At 43.6% G+C, this 18,253-nt stretch carries 17 protein-coding genes; 4 read left to right on the top strand and 13 right to left on the bottom strand.

Annotation, left to right across the window (positions count from 1 at the left end; all coding sequences use genetic code 11):
* The first annotated feature begins 56 nt into the window (after nt 1-56).
* The 3 genes from pyrF (at nt 57) to GW828_RS09050 (ending at nt 2,259) form a co-directional block, all read left to right on the top strand.
* Nucleotides 57-755, top strand: a complete 699-nt coding sequence (gene pyrF, locus GW828_RS09040; protein ID WP_124014769.1) for an orotidine-5'-phosphate decarboxylase — start codon at nt 57-59, stop codon at nt 753-755.
* Nucleotides 756-852: 97 nt separating this feature from the next.
* Nucleotides 853-1,680, top strand: coding sequence for an SDR family oxidoreductase (locus GW828_RS09045; protein ID WP_124014770.1), 828 nt, complete (start codon nt 853-855; stop codon nt 1,678-1,680).
* 27 nt (nt 1,681-1,707) lie between these two features.
* Nucleotides 1,708-2,259, top strand: coding sequence for a DUF2058 domain-containing protein (locus tag GW828_RS09050; RefSeq protein ID WP_124014771.1), 552 nt, complete (start codon nt 1,708-1,710; stop codon nt 2,257-2,259).
* A gap of 56 nt (nt 2,260-2,315) precedes the next feature.
* Here the strand turns inward: GW828_RS09050 and GW828_RS09055 are convergent, their stop codons facing one another.
* On the bottom strand, nt 2,316-3,251 hold the full coding sequence (locus GW828_RS09055) for a hypothetical protein (RefSeq protein WP_273058136.1): 936 nt from the start codon (nt 3,249-3,251) through the stop codon (nt 2,316-2,318).
* Between the two features lie 291 nt (nt 3,252-3,542).
* Between GW828_RS09055 and GW828_RS09060 the strand changes: the two genes are divergently transcribed.
* Nucleotides 3,543-5,300: an acyl-CoA dehydrogenase C-terminal domain-containing protein gene (locus GW828_RS09060; RefSeq protein ID WP_124014773.1), complete on the top strand. Its 1,758-nt coding sequence runs from the start codon at nt 3,543-3,545 to the stop codon at nt 5,298-5,300.
* Nucleotides 5,301-5,519: 219 nt separating this feature from the next.
* Here GW828_RS09060 and GW828_RS09065 read toward each other — a convergent pair whose 3' ends face one another.
* The 12 genes from GW828_RS09065 to hyaA form a co-directional block, all read right to left on the bottom strand.
* Nucleotides 5,520-5,684 (bottom strand): hypothetical protein, encoded by a 165-nt coding sequence (locus GW828_RS09065; RefSeq protein ID WP_165870019.1) that lies wholly within the window; start codon nt 5,682-5,684, stop codon nt 5,520-5,522.
* Nucleotides 5,685-5,779: 95 nt separating this feature from the next.
* Nucleotides 5,780-6,124 (bottom strand): hydrogenase maturation nickel metallochaperone HypA/HybF, encoded by a 345-nt coding sequence (locus GW828_RS09070; protein ID WP_273058135.1) that lies wholly within the window; start codon nt 6,122-6,124, stop codon nt 5,780-5,782.
* Nucleotides 6,124-7,131 (bottom strand): hydrogenase expression/formation protein HypE, encoded by a 1,008-nt coding sequence (gene hypE, locus GW828_RS09075; RefSeq protein WP_273058134.1) that lies wholly within the window; start codon nt 7,129-7,131, stop codon nt 6,124-6,126. The genes GW828_RS09070 and hypE overlap by 1 nt, the downstream gene beginning before the upstream one ends.
* Nucleotides 7,121-8,248: a hydrogenase formation protein HypD gene (hypD, locus tag GW828_RS09080; RefSeq protein ID WP_273058133.1), complete on the bottom strand. Its 1,128-nt coding sequence runs from the start codon at nt 8,246-8,248 to the stop codon at nt 7,121-7,123. Before hypD ends, hypE begins: the two co-directional genes overlap by 11 nt.
* Nucleotides 8,245-8,487, bottom strand: a complete 243-nt coding sequence (locus GW828_RS09085; RefSeq protein ID WP_124014777.1) for a HypC/HybG/HupF family hydrogenase formation chaperone — start codon at nt 8,485-8,487, stop codon at nt 8,245-8,247. The genes hypD and GW828_RS09085 overlap by 4 nt, the downstream gene beginning before the upstream one ends.
* 2 nt (nt 8,488-8,489) lie before the next feature.
* A complete protein-coding gene (gene hypB / locus GW828_RS09090) occupies nt 8,490-9,203 on the bottom strand; it encodes a hydrogenase nickel incorporation protein HypB (RefSeq protein WP_124014778.1) in 714 nt (237 codons plus the stop codon).
* Nucleotides 9,204-9,551: 348 nt separating this feature from the next.
* Entirely contained in the window at nt 9,552-11,990 is a 2,439-nt protein-coding gene (gene hypF, locus GW828_RS09095) for a carbamoyltransferase HypF (RefSeq protein WP_273058132.1), read from the bottom strand.
* A gap of 55 nt (nt 11,991-12,045) precedes the next feature.
* Entirely contained in the window at nt 12,046-13,980 is a 1,935-nt protein-coding gene (locus GW828_RS09100; protein WP_273060399.1) for a NiFe hydrogenase, read from the bottom strand.
* Nucleotides 13,967-14,521, bottom strand: coding sequence for a HyaD/HybD family hydrogenase maturation endopeptidase (locus GW828_RS09105; protein ID WP_273058130.1), 555 nt, complete (start codon nt 14,519-14,521; stop codon nt 13,967-13,969). Before GW828_RS09105 ends, GW828_RS09100 begins: the two co-directional genes overlap by 14 nt.
* Before the next feature lie 15 nt (nt 14,522-14,536).
* Nucleotides 14,537-15,205: a Ni/Fe-hydrogenase, b-type cytochrome subunit gene (cybH, locus tag GW828_RS09110; protein WP_182697294.1), complete on the bottom strand. Its 669-nt coding sequence runs from the start codon at nt 15,203-15,205 to the stop codon at nt 14,537-14,539.
* 30 nt (nt 15,206-15,235) lie between these two features.
* Complete coding sequence (gene hyaB, locus GW828_RS09115; protein ID WP_124014783.1) at nt 15,236-16,939, bottom strand: nickel-dependent hydrogenase large subunit; 1,704 nt, start codon at nt 16,937-16,939, stop codon at nt 15,236-15,238.
* Nucleotides 16,940-16,941: 2 nt separating this feature from the next.
* Complete coding sequence (gene hyaA / locus GW828_RS09120; RefSeq protein WP_124014784.1) at nt 16,942-18,078, bottom strand: nickel-dependent hydrogenase small subunit; 1,137 nt, start codon at nt 18,076-18,078, stop codon at nt 16,942-16,944.
* Between the last annotated feature and the right edge of the window lie 175 nt (nt 18,079-18,253).

An 18,253-nucleotide genomic window follows, 5' to 3' on the forward strand; every position in this document is an offset into this window, starting at 1 on the left:
GTAAAATACCAACCCTATAATTAATGCAGTAACACCATATTACCGCTGGAGTTCCAATGACTGAGAAATCAATTGTAGTCGCCCTCGACTATGACAATAAACATGACGCATTGACCTTTATTGATAAACTCGACCCAGAGATATGTCGGTTAAAAATTGGCAAAGAAATGTTTACCTTATTTGGGCCTGAGTTGGTTAATGATATTCACAGCCGAAACTTTGATTTATTCCTTGATTTGAAATTTCATGATATTCCCAACACCGTTGCCAAAGCCGTTGCCGCTGCTGCTGATTTAGGCGTGTGGATGACTAATGTGCATGCCAGTGGTGGACTTGCTATGATGCAGGCCGCTAAAAAAGCACTAATACCATTTGGTAAAGAAGCGCCTCTACTGATTGCGGTTACCGTATTAACCTCAATGTCAGATGAAGACTTAGCCTTATTGGGTATCAATGTACCAGCATTTGAACATGTACTGCGCTTAGCTAAACTGACTCATCAAGCTGGTTTAGACGGGGTGGTATGCTCAGCTCAAGAAGCTAAATTACTAAAATCATCATTTGGTCAAGACTTTACCTTAGTGACCCCAGGGATAAGACCGGCTGGCAGTGATGCCGGTGATCAACATCGGGTGATGACGCCTCCACAAGCCATTGCTGCTGGGTCTGATTATTTGGTGATCGGTCGCCCAATCACTCAAGCTGCCGATCCCTTAGCGGCGCTCAAGGCTATTTACCAATCGCTACATGTTTGATGTAAAGGCATTATTGAAACAGAGATATTCTCTAGCAATGATGCCAGCAAAGTACACTTATCTACATCAAGCAATCACACAGAAATAAAGGATGACTATGTCTGATAATACAAGGTTTGATTACACGGCTAAAAATGTTGTCGTGGTGGGTGGTACCTCTGGCATTAATCTTCAAGTTGCGATTCAATTTGCAAAAGCTGGCGCCAATGTTACCGTTGCCAGTCGCAGTGTTGATAAGGTCAATGCCGCCGTTGAATTACTCAATCAAGCTAATCCAAATGCTATTCATTTAGGGGTGAGTTTTGATGTGCGCGACAACGATGCGTTAACCCTTGGGTTTGATAAAATTGCTTCCACTTATGGGCACATTGATGTGTTGATCAGTGGTGCTGCAGGTAATTTCCCTGCCAGTGCGGCAAAATTGTCTCCTAATGGTTTTAAATCGGTTATTGATATTGATTTAATTGGCAGCTTTCAAGTATTGAAACATGCTTATCCATTGTTATCTCGTCCAAATGGCAGCATTATTCAAATTTCTGCGCCACAAGCTTATATCGCCATGCCATTGCAAGTGCATGTTTGCGCCGCTAAAGCCGGTGTTGATATGCTCACTCGCACTTTAGCGTTAGAGTGGGGCGTTGAAGGCATTAGAATTAACTCTATTGTGCCAGGGCCTATAGCCGATACTGAAGGCTTTAACCGTTTAGCCCCCACTGATGAGTTACAGCAACGGGTGGCAAATAGCGTGCCGTTGAAACGTAATGGCCAGGGTCAGGACATTGCTAACGCTGCCTTATTCCTCGCATCAGATATGGCATCATATATTACCGGCGTAGTATTACCCGTTGATGGCGGTTGGTCATTAGGTGGCGCCAGTATTGCAATGACCGAATTAGGTGACATTGCCGCGAAGCACGGTTTATAAAAATCGATAAAATTAAAGGTATATAACATGGCCAATGCATTACAAGATCAATTGCTTAAAGCAGGTCTTGCCAGTAAACAAAAAGTGCGCGACGTTAAAACCCAAAAGCGTCGTGATAAAAAATCAAAGGTAGATGACGGCAGTTCAGCGCTCAAGCAACAGATTGCTGAGCAAAAATTAGCACAAGCCAAAAAAGATAAAGCCTTAAATGAGCAGCGCTTTGCCGCAGCAACTGAAAAAGGACAAGTCCGTGGCTTAATCAGCGAGTTTGCTAAATTTGCCATTACCGTTTCTAGAGATGCAGAGCTGAAATTCAACTACACCCTAGAAAACAAAATATATTCGGTTTACATCACCGACAAAATTCAAGCTGATTTATTAAATGGCACCTTAGGCATCATCCGTCATGAAGATAAAAGCTACATAGTGCCGCATAAGCTTGCTGAACGAGTGAAGTTACTTGTGCCGCAGTGGTGTGGTTATTTGTGGGATAAAGCGGCTAAAGATTCTGTGGCGCAGGTAAGTGGCGCTGATGATCCATATGCCGACTACGCAATTCCAGACGATTTAATGTGGTAATCATTAATCATTAACAAAAACGCCTCTAAATAGAGGCGTTTTTTGTGTGGTGTTTACTATTCTGCATTAGCCTGCTTGGCCGTTAACGCTATGACTTGCTGACAATAAGCAAGGTGATGGCGGATAGTGTCTAAGTATTGTGATGCTTGATAATCAATTAGGTACCAATAACTGGCTTGGCTGTCTGGGTATTGATTATAAAACAACGACTCAGCCAAGATTAAGTCGCTTTGATTGGCGTAGGTTAACCATTGCACACTAGGTAAGTTACTTAATGCGGCGAGTAACGCATATTGCACCTCAAGATTATCTGGTGTATCCGAGCTGACTTGCAGGGCTAAGCGTTGCGCGACCTTAAATTGTGGGTCGGTATTGTCTGGACTTAATAGCTTATTTTGCCGGCGACGGACCGCATCACTAAGTAATACTTCAAATGGATTAATATCAACGGGATCATTATCCTGCGGCAATAGGGGAGATGCATCATCGAGAAATAACGCTGGCCACTGAATATTATGGCTGGTGAGCTGTAATCCTAAAGCGATACGACGTTCGCCTAACCAATTATGCACCATGCAGGGTAAATACTCATTCGCCGGCATGTCATCAGGTCTGGCTAAAGAGGGTAATAAAGACATCCGCTGTACATTGACCTGTTGTGCCATCAGGGACATTAATAAAATAGTCACCAGTCCTGATGATGGCCAACAGGTTAACTGCACCTCGAGAGTTTCGCCTACTTCGGTAAGCAGTGACACTAATTGATCGTTATCCGGGCTATTACTGACCACAAAAGCATAATGTGAGCCAGCATAAGGCCCATTACAAATATTAATCACTTTATCGGCTTCATGTTGAGTGCCATTAAAGATGAAAGTATGTCCAATTTGAGCGGGTTGCCAATCACCACTTGCATTACCAATAACTGTTACTTGCTGAAAGTATTCAGATAAAATTGGTGATGAGGCCTGCGAGTCATTACGAGTATGCATAAAGTGTCACTTGCTATTATCTAATGCTAAGGTCTGTTTATTGTGGTGAACAATGTGCTTTAAACACACCATAGTTGTTAATTAAATAAGTTGCTCACCCAATCAGCGTTCGGCCAATTGTAACTCATTGAAACCCTATTGGGTTGAGAAACCTAAACAATCAACATAAAGGCAAGTGAGAAGCCAACATTCGTCAAAATATGGTTAGATAATTGCTAAAAAGCTTTTCCTTTTGTGACGCTTTAGTATAAATTAAAACAACTGTTTTAATTATTCGTTTAAGAGACTCTTATGAACCCATACCAAGCACCGTTAAAGGACATGCAATTCTTGTTGGCACAGGTATTTGATGCAAAAGCAACATGGGAACAGCTTCCTGCGATGGCAGATGTTGTTGACCTTGATACTGCATTCGCCATTCTAGAGGAAGCCAATAAGATCAGCCGTGATCTTCTTCACCCTTTAAATCGCAACGGTGACGAGCAAGGTGTGGTTCATAAAGGTAACGACATTATTACCCCTGATGGTTTTAAAGAAGTGTATCAGCAGTTTTCTGATGGCGGTTGGGTGGGATTATGCGGCGAGGCGGATTTTGGTGGCATGGGTATGCCCAAAATGCTCGGTGTACTGGTAGATGAAATGGGCTATAGCGCATGTAATTCATTTACGCTTTACAGTTCACTTACCGCAGGCGCTGCCTTATGTATTAATGCTCATGCCAACGACGAGTTAAAACAAACCTATTTACCTAATTTGTATACTGGCCAATGGGCTGGTGCCATGGACATGACCGAGCCTCATGCAGGTTCTGATCTACGTGGTATTCGCACTAAAGCAGAACCACTTGATGATGGCAGCTACGCCATTACGGGTAACAAAATTTTTATTACTGGCGGCGATCAAGATTTAACTGAAAACGTTATTCACTTAGTATTAGCTAAACTACCCGGTTCAAAAGGTATTTCATTATTTTTAGTGCCTAAAATTCGCGTTAACAGCGACGGTAGCTTAGGCGAACCTAATGGTGTAACGGTAGGTTCTATTGAACACAAGATGGGGCTGAAAGCATCCGCGACGTGTGTGATGAACTACGATAATGCTAAAGGCTTTTTAATCGGTGAGCCGGATCGTGGTTTAGTGTGTATGTTTACCATGATGAACTATGAGCGTTTAGCCATTGGCTTACAAGGTTTAGGTAACGCGCAAGCGGCTTATCAAATGGCCAGTGAATATGCTAAAGATCGTTTACAAGGTATCGCAGCAGCGGGTTCTGCCACGGGTGCAACATCTGATCCAATTATTGTTCATGGCGACGTGCGACGTATGCTATTAACGATTCGCGCTATGACCGAAGCGGGTAGAGCATTGTCGGTATATACCGGTAAGCAGCTGGATTTAGCAAAATATGCCAGTGGTGATGTACAAGTAAAAGCGGCTAGATATGTAGGTTTACTGACCCCAGTATCAAAAGCCTTTTTAACTGACCGCGGTTTAGATGCCACCATCATGGGCCAGCAAGTCTTTGGTGGTCATGGTTATATCCGTGAAACAGGTATTGAGCAGTTTGTGCGTGATACTCGTATTGCACAAATATACGAAGGCACTAACGGTATTCAGGCTATCGACTTTTTAGGCCGTAAAATTACCGGTGATGACGTTGCTACCTTGACTGAATTTGTCGCTGAAGTGAATGCGAGTCTTATTGAGTTAACTCAGGCAAATGGCGATCATAAAGCGATGGTAAGCCGAGTATTTGATGAGTTGCTGACAACCGCTAACTACATTAATGCTAACAAGAAAACTCAACCAGCATTAGTAAACTCTTGTGCGGTCGACTTTTTAGATGCCTTTGGTTACGCAGTATACGGTTACTTCTGGTTATTAATGGCCGATAAAGCATCAAGCCACGAAGATCAAAGCTTTGCGGCGCAAAAACAATTTGTGGCAGATTTCTACATGGATAAGCTACTATCAAAATCTCAATATCATTTATCACAAGTTAATCAAGGTGATAAATCGATTATGGCCATGCCTGCTGACATGTTCTAAGCCTAGTTACCGCAGAACTGAGTCGATAACTGAGTCCATTTTGCGCTGCTGATAAGTTGCTGCCACACAATAAGCCTTCCTCTGGAAGGCTTTTTTATTGCTGCTATACACTCACTAACTTGAGTTCAGGTTAACTCTGTTAAGGCAATCAGTTTGTTCTTGCTTAGCAATTCAGAGCCTAAACTGGCGTTACCTATCGCTTAACCACGAGTCGCTTGATTACTTACTTCGCTTCCAATAGATAAAGGCCACAATGGCCACAAGTACGATGGCTGGAGTGAGTTGAGTGAAATGATGAAAAAGTCCTACCCCTCCATGTCCCTCATGTGCCATGGCAATAGATGGAATGGTGGCAAGAATAAAGGCAAGAGATAAATATTTCATGGTGGAGTCCTTCTGTTGGGTTTACTTTTGTTATCATCGTTTTGATTGAGTTAACGCGTCGTTCAATAATCTGTTAATTGTTATCTGTATCAATGCTAGGTATCGAGCACCAACTGCATCAGCATCATGTCTTCACCATCGATCACTAGAGTGTTATTGCCGCCACACTCAGGGCATATCACAGTGCGCTCATTGACTTCTGATTGCGTTTTGCAGTCGCGGCATTGCAACACTAACGGTTGAATATTTATCATCAATTTAGCGTTATGGCATACGGTTTCAAGCTTGAAGGTGTCAAATGCTTGGGATAATAAAGCGGGTTCGACGCCACTTAAAATACCAATCTTAAGCACCACTTGCTCTATGCCTGTGGCTTGATGCTCCAAAGCTAAGGCTTCGCACTGCTCCATTAACGCCATCACAATCGAGTATTCATGCATTAGCAAATCCTTGGCAGCAATTCACCTTGTGGTAAATCTAAGTAGCGACTGCTGCCCCAAGGGGTTTGCAGCACCACTTTACCAGGATGCCCGTCAGTCACCTGGCCAATTATCGCCGCATGCTCACAATGACCATAACGCTGCATGACTTCAATTGCGCCTTCGGCTACATCCATTGGTAAGGCCATAATAAAGGTGCCTTCATTGGCTAAATCAAAAGGTTCAAAGCCAAATAATTCACATAAGCCTTTGACTTCATCACAAATAGGAATACTGGCTTCGTCAATGTTAATGCCAATTTGCGACGCTTTAGCCCACTCGTTTAATACTGCGGATAAGCCGCCCCGAGTGGCGTCGCGCATAGCATGAATGTTAATGTTGGCCACAAGTAACTGCTCAATAATAGGCCATAAAGTATCGCAATCACTGTGCAATTCAGACTCAAGCGTTAAGCCATCGCGAGCCATTAAAATGGCCGCGCCGTGGCAGCCAATATCCCGAGAGACAATAATCGCATCTCCGACTTGTAAGTTACGCGCTGAAATATCAGGACGTAAAATACGCCCTACGCCAGACGTGTTTATAAACAAGCCATCTGCACAGCCTTTAGGCACCACTTTAGTATCACCGCAGACAATTCGAGCGCCAGATTTACGTAACTCAGTCGCCATGCTGTTAACAATGGTTTTTAAGTCATCAAGAGGAAATCCTTCTTCAATAATAAAGCTGCAGCTCAAATATTCAGGTTGCGCGGCCATCATAGCTAAATCATTTACTGTGCCAGCAATCGCTAACTTGCCGATATCGCCACCAGCAAAAAACAACGGTGAAACCGTGAATGAATCGGTAGTAAAGGCAATATGACCACACATGTTCAATGTGGCCGCATCTTCTTGCGCGGTTAAAATGGGATTATCAAAGGCTTTAAAAAACAGCTCATGGATCAATTGGTCCATCTCTTTACCGCCACCACCGTGGCTAAGCTGAATGGTTTTTTTAGTCGACATGACTCACTTCTCCATAGCGATAATAAGCATTACAGGCGCCTTCAGAGCTCACCATACAGCTGCCAAGCGGGCTTTGTGGCGTACAACCTCGGCCAAATACTTTACAGTCTTTAGGATTGGCCAAACCACGCAAAATATCGCCACACATGCAGGCTTTATGATCATCAATTTCCTCTGTGGGCAATATCTTGGCATAAATACGTTCAGCATCACGGTGATGATATTCAGACCGCAGCGTCAGCGCAGAGTTAGCAATCGGCCCAAGTCCACGCCAACGGAAGCTGTCGCGAACCATAAAGTATTTGTCGACTAGTTGCTGTGCGGCAATATTGCCCTCGTAGCTCACTGAGCGGCTGTATTGGTTATCAAGTTCCGCTTTGCCTGCTACTTTTTGACGCACAATGCGCAAAATAGATTCCATAACATCCACAGGTTCAAAGCCAGACACCACAACCGGTGTCTTGTATTTATCCACAGTAGATTGATAAATTTGGGCGCCGCTAATCACACTCACGTGTGCTGGTCCAATAAAGGCATTGACTTGACAGCGGCTATCAGACATCACAGCATCAATGGCTGGTGGCACTAGCACATGGTTAATATGAAACAATAAATTGTCGATCTTTAGCGCTTCAGCTTGCGCTAATAATGCCGCTGTCATTGGCGTTGATGTTTCAAAACCAATGGCGAAAAAAATCACCGTTTTATCGGGATTATCACGGGCAATCGCTAGGGTATCTAGTGGATCGTATATTGGCCGAATATCACAGCCTTTTGAGCGAAATAGCGCCAAACTGCCCACAGAACCGGGAACTCTGATCATATCGCCTAAGGTGACTAATATGGTATCGGCTTGGGAGGCAAGGGCGGCTGCATGGTCAATGCGTTCTTTGGGCATAACGCAGACCGGACAACCAGGACCATGAATAAAGTGAATGTTGGCGGGTAATAATTGTAATAAGCCGTATTTCATAATAGTGTGCGTATGACCACCGCACACTTCCATGATGTTTATTTGCTCGTTGGTTTTAGCTGCTTGTTGCGCAATTAATTGCGCCAAATGACGAATCGTCAGTGGATCTCGAAATCCTTGATAAAAGTCATTGAGGGTCATCATTGCGCCGACTCCAATTGCATCGCGGTGACTATTTGACGATACAAATCGAGGCTTTCTTGGGCATCTTTATGGTCAATTTTATTCATCACAAAACCAATGTGAATCAAGACGAAGTCACCGATGGCGAGCGGATCACTGATTAAATGACAACTCACGCGGCGTTTTACGCCAAGCGTATCAACCGTTACTGTTTCATCGTCATGAATTTCAACAACTTTTGATGGGATTGATAAACACATAATTAATATTCCTGATGCTTATCAAACCAGCTCGCCAATGCTTTCATTGAATCAGAATTTTTCACTGATACCACTAATAATTCAACGTTGGGATTTAATTTACTTAACTGTGCTTTAGCCTCATCGATACTAAAATCAAAGTGAGGCAGCAGATCAGATTTAGTAATAACGACCAAATCGGCACGGCGAAACATCACTGGATACTTCTCAATTTTATCGTCACCTTCAGGCACTGATAACAACACAATATTTTTATGGGTGCCGACATCATAACTGGCTGGGCACACTAGATTGCCGACGTTCTCAACGAAACAAATCTCTACATCATCTAAATTAATGTGATGCAGTGCGCCGTGAACCATAAAAGCGTCGAGATGACAGGCTGAGCCGGTTTGAATTTGATAGGCATTGATGCCTTTGGCTATTAAGCGGTCGGCATCGCGTGAGGTTTCAAGGTCTCCTTCAATTACCGCATAACGAGCATCGAGATATTCATGTAAACACTCTAACAGACTGGTTTTACCGCTACCGGGACTGCTCATTAAGTTAAATGCGCTTACCTGATGAGCGGCAAAATGATCACGATTATGTTGTGCTTCTACGTCATTTTTATCCAATATTTTATGGATAACCGCTAACGTCTTTTTGTCGTTAAGCTGAGGATTACTATGAAGAGTATGGTCATGAGTCATTGAGCAACCGCAATCTTTACACATATGATGTTCCCTAACCTTATTGTTATGATTATCAATAAGTGTCGGTTAATTGGTTACTGCATTCTTTGATGCACATCAGATTTTGTAATAAAGACTGTGAACAAAAGTGCTATTGAGTAAATTATGTGATCAATAGCGCAATTATTGGCAGTTAAGCATTATCTAATTCACGGTAAGTTGATTGCAGAGGCAGGGTAAAAAACCTCTAGCATTTAATACTAAGCCATGTGATTAATGGCATACCACAATTGTCCCAATGCAATACCACCGTCAATTAGCAGTTAAGCATTATCTAATTCACGGTAAGTCGATTGCAGAGGCAGGGTAAAAAACCTCTAGCATTTAATACTAAGCCATGTGATGAATGGCGTACCACAATTGTCCCAATGCAATACCACCGTCATTGATAGGGATATGACCACTGGGTAAAAAGCGCCTGCCACCTTGATGACAATCATCAAGACATTGACTAAGTAAGAGTTTATTTTGAAATACACCACCACAAAATACCTGTGGTAGCTGCGGATACTGTTGAGCGACTTGATTAACTTGCTGGCTAATGGCATGAATAAAATGCCAACATATTTGCTGTTTAATTGAAGTGCTCTGTGAGTGAGTGAGCAAATGATTGATTAACTGAGCGATAAAGTCACTGCTGTGCCATTGCACTGGCTCAATTGCTTTATCCGCCTGATTACCCGTGCAGCTTAACCTGTTGAGTGTTACCGGTAAGAGTGCCGGTAAGCCCTCAATACCGACATTGTTAAGATAGTCATTTGCAGCGGCTTCAATCATCATACCGGCTTGGCCTTCATATTGTGAGCTGCCAATAAAGTCTAATGCCACCGCCAGTGCATCAAATAAGCGTCCTACAGAGCGACATTCAATACAATGGCTATTGTTACGCCATAACTGATACAAATTCATTACCTTATGTCGGCCTAAATTTTGTATCGCAGCAATGGGAAGTGTGAGCACGTGTTGCAGTGACATCTGCTCAAATAATAATGCCAGTAAAATTCTCACTGGCTGCTTAATCGCTTGTTCACCACCAATAAGCTTAAAAGAGCTAAAGTGTGCCAAAGTGGTAAAACCGTGTATATCTGCCAGCATCACTTCGCTGCCCCATAGTACGCTGTCATCGCCTAAGCCGGTTCCGTCAAAGCTAAATCCTACAACTTGATCAGTATGTTGATGCATTGCCATCACCGACAGTACATGGGCGAAATGATGTTGTACGCCAATACAATGAGATGGCGGCAGTTGATGCTCACATTGATACTTCACCGACCATTGAGTCGGTGCATATTGTGGATGATTATCATGCACAATATGGCTCGGGCTAAAATCATATAGGCGACTGAACGTTGCTAAACTTTGGTTGAAATATTGCTGTGCTTCTAGATTGAATAAATCACCAATGTGTGGCGAAACAATCAGATTATCGTCAAAGCCAAATGCAACGGTGTTTTTCTGTTGCCCACCAACCGCTAATACGCTGTGTTGACTATTGGATAGCATGGGAGAATGAAGGTTGATGGTCAGTGGCGCATAGCCACGGGCCAATCGAATCACTTGCACCTGCTCGTCGATCACTTGCACCACACTGTCATCACAGGCATTAATAATCGGCCTGTTATGGTCAAGTATCCCATCAATAACATGGGCTAGATATTTTTCGATATCAGTCTTATTCGTGATAATCGGCTCGCCGCTGCGATTGGCACTGGTCGCCACAATGGGCTTGTTTAAACGCTGCATTAATAAATGGTGTAATGGGGTGTAGGGCAAAAAGATCCCAAGGCGATCAATACCTGGTGCTAGCAATGAGCTAAGTTCGATAGCGTTATTATGTTTATTTGCAGCATCATTGTTATCACTCTTTGCACGAGTATGACGTTTATTCATCAAGGTAATGGGTTTCTCAGGGCTGGTTAATGCTTGCCATTCTGCTGGCGTGCCACTAACGCACTGTTGAGCTTGAGCTAAGTTGGTGACCATAATCGCCAAAGGTTTTGCTGGGCGTTGTTTACGCTGGCGCAGTGCTGCCACAGCGTCATTATTAGTGGCATCGCAGACTAAATGGAATCCGCCTAAGCCTTTAATGGCCACAATGCCGCCGCGATTAATCATTTCAACGGCTTGCTCTAATGCGATTAACATCGACGAGTCATAGAGAAATTCGGCGTTAGCATTGATGGTACTAAAGGTTAATTGTGGGCCACAGTGGGGACAACTCACTGGCTGAGCATGATAGCGTCGATTGAGTGGATCGGTATAAGCCGCGCGGCAGCGATCGCACATCACAAAATCCGCCATCGCGGTGTTGCATCTGTCATAGGGGAGTGAATCAATAATGCTATAACGCGGGCCGCAATTTGTGCAATTGGTAAACGGGTACTGATAGTGACGGTTATGAGGATCGTTAATGTCATCAAGACAATCTAGGCAAATACTCATGTCGGCTGAAATCGCGACGTTGGCATGTTCGCCGTCTAAAATGCTGCTATCGATAATACTAAAGCCGTCAAATTGACTTAATTGGCGGTGATTTATGACTTCAATGGCATCAATTCGCGCTAATGGCGGAGGTGATTGAGTCAAACTATCCATAAACTGCTCAATCAGCTGGTTACTGCCTTGCAAAATAATTGTCACCCCAAGATGATTGTTGAGCACACTGCCCACTAAATTCAATTGGTGTGCCAGCCTAAACACAAAGGGACGAAATCCAACTCCTTGTACAATACCTTTAACAATAACGGTAACTTGTCGTAATGGCTTCATAAAAACTCAATCTCAAACGAGGATAAGCAAAAACTGATATACCTAAAGATACCCTTTATCCGCGGCGTTGTTTGAGATATAGACCACCTATTGCGATATTAACGCCATCAAAATCCAATAACGGATTAACCACTAGGGGAAAATTTTTACCAATGCGTATTTGCACTCGTTCAGTTAACACCGGATTGGCAAAGTCACTGCCAGCAATCACTAATTGTTTTATGCCAATATTTTGATCTAAATGCTCTATCCAATGACTTAAATAATCTGCAAACGAATCATGAAATGCAAACGCTAATTTGGCTAAGTTAGTTTCACCCGCTAGCTTGAAACTCATTAATGTGCCTAACGTTTTACACCAATTGAGACCTCGATGCGCGGCTCCCTTGGTGAGCGGAAAGTCAATTCGCGGAGCGTTGTTACCCTGATGCGCCATTGCCAGGGCGATAAATTTATCGGCAAGTTCAGTGACAGTGACTCGCTGAGCGGTCTCAACCGAATAGCCGCCAATAATAAGCGTGGCAACCGCCATTAATTGTGACAATGCGCCATCATCTGCTTGAATGTGCAGATCCAACAGTTGGTTATACTCAGCAGGAAATAACTGCTTAAACTTATCCAACAGACTTTTTTGTGGCGACTCAGATAAGCGATGACAAATCTCATAACCAGATAAAGGCAGTTTGGGGATTTCAAAAAACAACTCAGGCTGACTTTGGCTGTCTAGGGTGACGATTTGGCTGGCATTATGTTGGCTGAAATATAGTACCGCAGCATGTTTTACAAATTGCGCTTTACGAATTTTTTTGGTCAGGTCACAACGTAATAGTGCGGCATTTAATGCACATAAACTGGTCGTTATTGAGGTGCTGACATCACTTGAATCGTCAGTTATGACATTCTCTAACACTGTTGCTGGTGGCTCAGCAGGGCTGACTTGCCAGTCTATGCTGGTGTTTGTGGTGTGAGCACGAAACGCAAAATGACCATCTTGATAGTTATTTTCATCATGTAAACAGGTGATAGTAGAGGGCAACGGCATAGTACCATTACTCAGGCTGGTAATGGGCAACCACTGATGATTAATCATCGCTAAACGCAATGGCGCTTTCAGTACGCCATCGTGGCTGGTTTGTTGATCGCTATTCTTGCTCACGTATAACCAATGAATGCCTTTTTGGCGCAGCACTTCGGTGAGGATCACCAACAAACGGTTTTCAGCGAATTGGATCTCATACAAGGGCGCCAATAAGCTAGGATGATCGCTACTTGCTCGAACGCAAATTAACGGTTTTTCGATACTCGATAAAGCTAATACTTGGCTGTCATTGACGATAAAATGGCTATTCAGTGAATTGGGGTTACAAATTAATATGTGTGGTCTTTGGTATTGATTCGCTTGGCGTGTTTCAGTCTGCGTTGGCGTTTTGGCTTGCTCATCTGTTAATGGGCTGGGTGGCGTTAACCACAAGGTTAACCCGAGAATAGGTAAGGGCAGTGATTTATGGCTAATTAAGCGGTTGGCCATTAACACAATATCGGCCTGAGTTAACGATTTTTCATCACGACTGAGTTTCTCATGCCCCATGCAGTGTTCACAGTGCAGGTTTATATTACCAAAAGAGGGCTGTTGATTATCGCCAAACAGTGGTTGGCAATGTTGGCAAAAATACAAAGGTGACCCTGAAGATTTGGCTGAGATCGCCAAAGGTTTTCGCTGGCCACTGTGCTGCTCAATACGTTCAATATGAGTGTTAAGTAACCAAACCGACAGTAAAAAATCACTGGCAATATCGTCTGCTAACGCTTCAAGTTGAGCTTGTGTGGCAAAGGCTTCAATAAAATAACGTGTGGTACTTGTTTGCGGGTCAGATTCTGTACCAATACTAATACTAAGTTCAGTCCGGTCCAGATATTGATTACACAAGTGCTCATATAATGGCACATGCCTCTGGCATACAAAGTCAAATCGAATGTTATGCATCGACATAGCAACCTCGCTTATAAGCGTCAGGAATCACCTGATCAATGGTTATATTATCCACAATTTCCAGGCTAAATCCTAAGCTGGCCAAATGGGATAATAGTGCGTGTTCCATCACAGGAATGGCGGCATGTAAATCTGGCGTCAATCCTAATGTCATTGGTTCAATTACCGTTGGGGTCACGCCGAGAACAAATGTGAGCGGTCTGTCACCGACAATGTCCATCATGTTGAGTGTTTGCAGCATTTCTACTTCATGGGCACTGCCTTGCCAATCAATTTCAGCAGGGGCGTGGTCAAAATCAAAAAAATACACTTCGCCAGGCTTCACACCAACACTGTTAACCGTATCAACCACTATTAAATGGTCATAACGACTGATCATTGGAATTAGCCCTTGGGCGAGGGTGCCACCATCGACAATATCCATACTGTCAGTTAGATGGCTAATTTGATATTTGTCTTTGATATAATTGACAAAATGCACGCCGACTCCTTCGTCGGCGTACAATACATTGCCTATACCTAACAGCAATATTTTTTTCACTATTATTGATTCATCCTATTTACGTACTTTGTGATAGTCGTAACCAGATACAATGGAATCGACTGAATTATGTTTAAAGCGAATACCAGACCACACCGCCATATACACATGGATCACCACAAAAATAATGAAGGCCCATGTTAGGTAATGATGATAAGTTCGCAGTGGTGCTAACCCGCCACAAAGACCGGTTATCCATGCTGATACATCACCTAGCATTCCGCCAACACCTAAGTGATACACATTGGCGTAAAGCACTAAGCCAGTGATGCACATAATCAAGGCAACAAACGAAATGGCCACATAAGTCATAAACTGTAATGGTCCGTAAACCCCAGCTTTGTCTAAACTGCCCATCCAAAAATAGGATTTTATTTGCGTTATCCAGCTTTTTACACTCAACACATCTTTAAACGAACGTCGTTCGATGCTATTTCGACTAAAGAAAAACAAGTAAAAACGCACTAAGGTAATGCTGGTTAACAAAAATCCAAAAATGATATGCGCAAAGCGGATCCAACCTTGCACCAAGACATCTGTGCTAGCCGGTGCCACCAGAAATGGCCACGCGATATAAAATCCGCTGATCACTAATACTAAAATAGACAGGGCACGTAACCAGTGAAATATTCGAATCGCTGGAGTAAATATCAACTGCCGGTCGTGGGTTGCAATATGTTGCATACTTTTTCCCTCCTAGTCCATTACCTCTGATTAAAACCCATTTGGATCAATTTTAAATTGACCTAGAGTCTGTTTCTTGTAATCCATCACGTGAACTGAACACGCCATACAAGGATCAAAGGAATGAATGATGCGAATGACTTCTAAAGGCTTAGTTGGGTCTTCAAGTTTCAAACCAATCAAGGATGCTTCATAAGGGCCCATTTTTCCATTAGCATCTACAGGGCCAGCATTCCAGGTAGTGGGGACCACTGCTTGGTAGTTTTCAACTTTAGCATTTTTAATGCGGATCCAATGACTTAACATACCGCGAGGTGCTTCAATCATCGCAAAGCCCTCATAAACGCGGTCTGGATCAATTTCAGGCTTCACATAAGTTGATTCATCTGACTGCATATTGACCAGTAAGGCATCAAAGGTTTGTAAACTCGCTTGACCGACTAATACCGTTTGCAGCATACGTGCAGCTGTTCTACCTAAGGTGGTAAATAGCGCCTCAAGAGGTAAGCCTGTACGGGCTAACAAGCCGTTTACCGCATCGACAACAACCTGATTTCCGCGGGCATAGTTAACCAGTAAACAGGCTAACGGACCTACTTCTAACGGCTCATCTTGATAGCGTGGTGATTTAACCCAAGAGTATTTACCGTCGCCATTAATGGTTGGCAATTTGCCGTACACAGTATCGCGCTCAATAAAGCCAGTGTAATCAGGAATTGTGGTGCCTACATATGGATGTTGCGGCCCATCAGCTTGATACCAAGCATGGGTGACGTCTTCCTTAATTAAGCTAGGGTCGATATCTGACACATTGGCTAAATCACCGTTTAAAATCACCCCTTGTTGGAATAAATACTCGCCATCAGAGGTAATAAAGTCTTCACCGCATAAGAAGCTGCTAACATTTACCCCGCCAAGTACACTGGGTTCAGAGCCAAATGCTTCTGCCGCCATCACAATATCGGCTTGATAAGCTCGCTCAATAAAATCTTGTACGATAGCGTGTTTTTGTTTCCATTCTTGTAAACGGGCAGGGCTTAACATGTCACGCACTGAGGTTACGCCGCCCACAACAATCGACTGTGGATGTGGCGATTTACCACCAAATATTGCTAACATTTCAGCGGCAACACGTTGCACTTCAAGGGCTTTTAAATAATGTGATAACGCAATGAGGTTTTGTTCAGGGCTAAAGCGATAAGTACTATTCCCCCAATAAGCATTCGCAAATGGCCCGAGTTTTCCGGTTTCAACCAAGCCTTTTACGCGGGCTTGTACGGCTTTAAGTTCACCTTCACCAGCAGCAATGGGCGTATCAGAGTATTTCATCGCCACTTGTGCCGCCAGTGCCGGATCGGCGCTCAATGCCGATACCACATCCACCCAATCTAATCCGTGTAGATGATAAAAATGCACAATATGATCATGCATATATAATGACGACTGCATTAAGCTGCGTAAGTATTTTGCATTAAGAGGGATCTTAACTCCGAGGGCATTTTCAACCGCCTCAGTACCGCAACGATAGTGCGAATAAGTACATACGCCACAAATACGTTGCACAATTAAGCCCACATCCATTGGAGTTCGGCCTTTTAAAATCACCTCAATGCCGCGCCATAAGGTCGACGAAGACCAAGCTTTAGTAATGACATTATTGTCATCCACTTCAACTTCGACACGTAAATGGCCTTCGATGCGGGTGATAGGGTCGATAACGACACGTTTACTCATGATTATTCCTCCAAAGGCTTAGCAAATACGCTTGCTACTGCATGGGCGCCAATACCGACAACGGTTGCGCCTAAAATGACTGCACCTATGGTGTCAGCTGTAGCATCAACACCGTGTAACAGTTGGCGTCCGAGTGGTTTTTCAAAATCGGCCATGTCATCCCAGAAATTAGGCTCAGAGCACCCCATACATCCGTGACCGGCTAACACAGGCCAACTCGTGTGATGGTTAAAACGCTCCGTTGGGCAGTTGTTGTAGGTGTAAGGACCTTTACAACCGACTTTATAAAGGCAGTAACCAGCTTTTGCGCCTTCATCACCAAATTCTTCAACAAACTCGCCGGCATCAAAGCGACCACGACGTTCACAATTATCATGTACCCGTGCGCCATAGGCCCATTTAGGACGATTAAACATATCCAGGGCTGGCAACTTACCGAACATAATGAAATACATTATTGTGCCAACAATGTTCTTTTCACTCGGAGGGCAACCGCCTAAGTTAATCACCGGCTTATCGACCACTTCATAAACCCCTTTTGCCCCTGTCGGATTTGGCGCTGCGGCTTGTACACCACCAAAGGCGGCACAGGTGCCAACAGAGACAATTGCCGCAGCATTTTCAGCCGCTTCTTTGACAATGTGCAGACCCGTATGGCCTTTACAGCCGACAGTTAAAAAGGTGCCATTGTTAGCCGTCGGCACCGCGCCTTCAACCGCAAGTAAATAGCGACCTTTGTAGGTTTCAAGGGCATTTTCTAAGTTTTCTTCTGCTTGCCAACCAGAGGCCGCCATCAGCGTCTCATGATATTCAAGTGAGATATGATCGAAAATTAACGTGTCAAGGTTGGGGGAGTCAGTGCGAATTAATGACTCGGAGCAACCAGTACATTCGGCTAGGTGTAACCAAATGAGAGGGACTCGGTCGGCTAATTCAGCTGCTTCAGCGACCAAGTTACTAAAGGGTAGGGGCAAGGCAAACATTGCAGAGACCGATGCGGTCCACTTAATGAAGTCTCGACGAGATATCCCAAGGTTAGCCATTTTTTCTTGTAATGAGACAGGCTGACGTTGGGCAAATTGGCGTAAATAATCAAGGCGATCTTGACCCTGTTTATAAAGGGCTGCATGTGTGTCCATGTTGATACCTTCTGCTTAAGTTAGCTCAGTTGCTAATAATGAGTTGCAATCTATCGGTATCAATTTTAGAACTCGGCTAAAAATCCTCTTTGATGTAAATCAACTTGTAAGAAATTTCCTTATCAAAAATAAGCTTGTAGCTTCTAATTTATGAGGTTGATCAAGTTAACAAAAC

It is taken from the genome of Shewanella vesiculosa, from assembly GCF_009994065.1.
Classification (GTDB): Bacteria; Pseudomonadota; Gammaproteobacteria; order Enterobacterales; family Shewanellaceae; genus Shewanella; species Shewanella vesiculosa.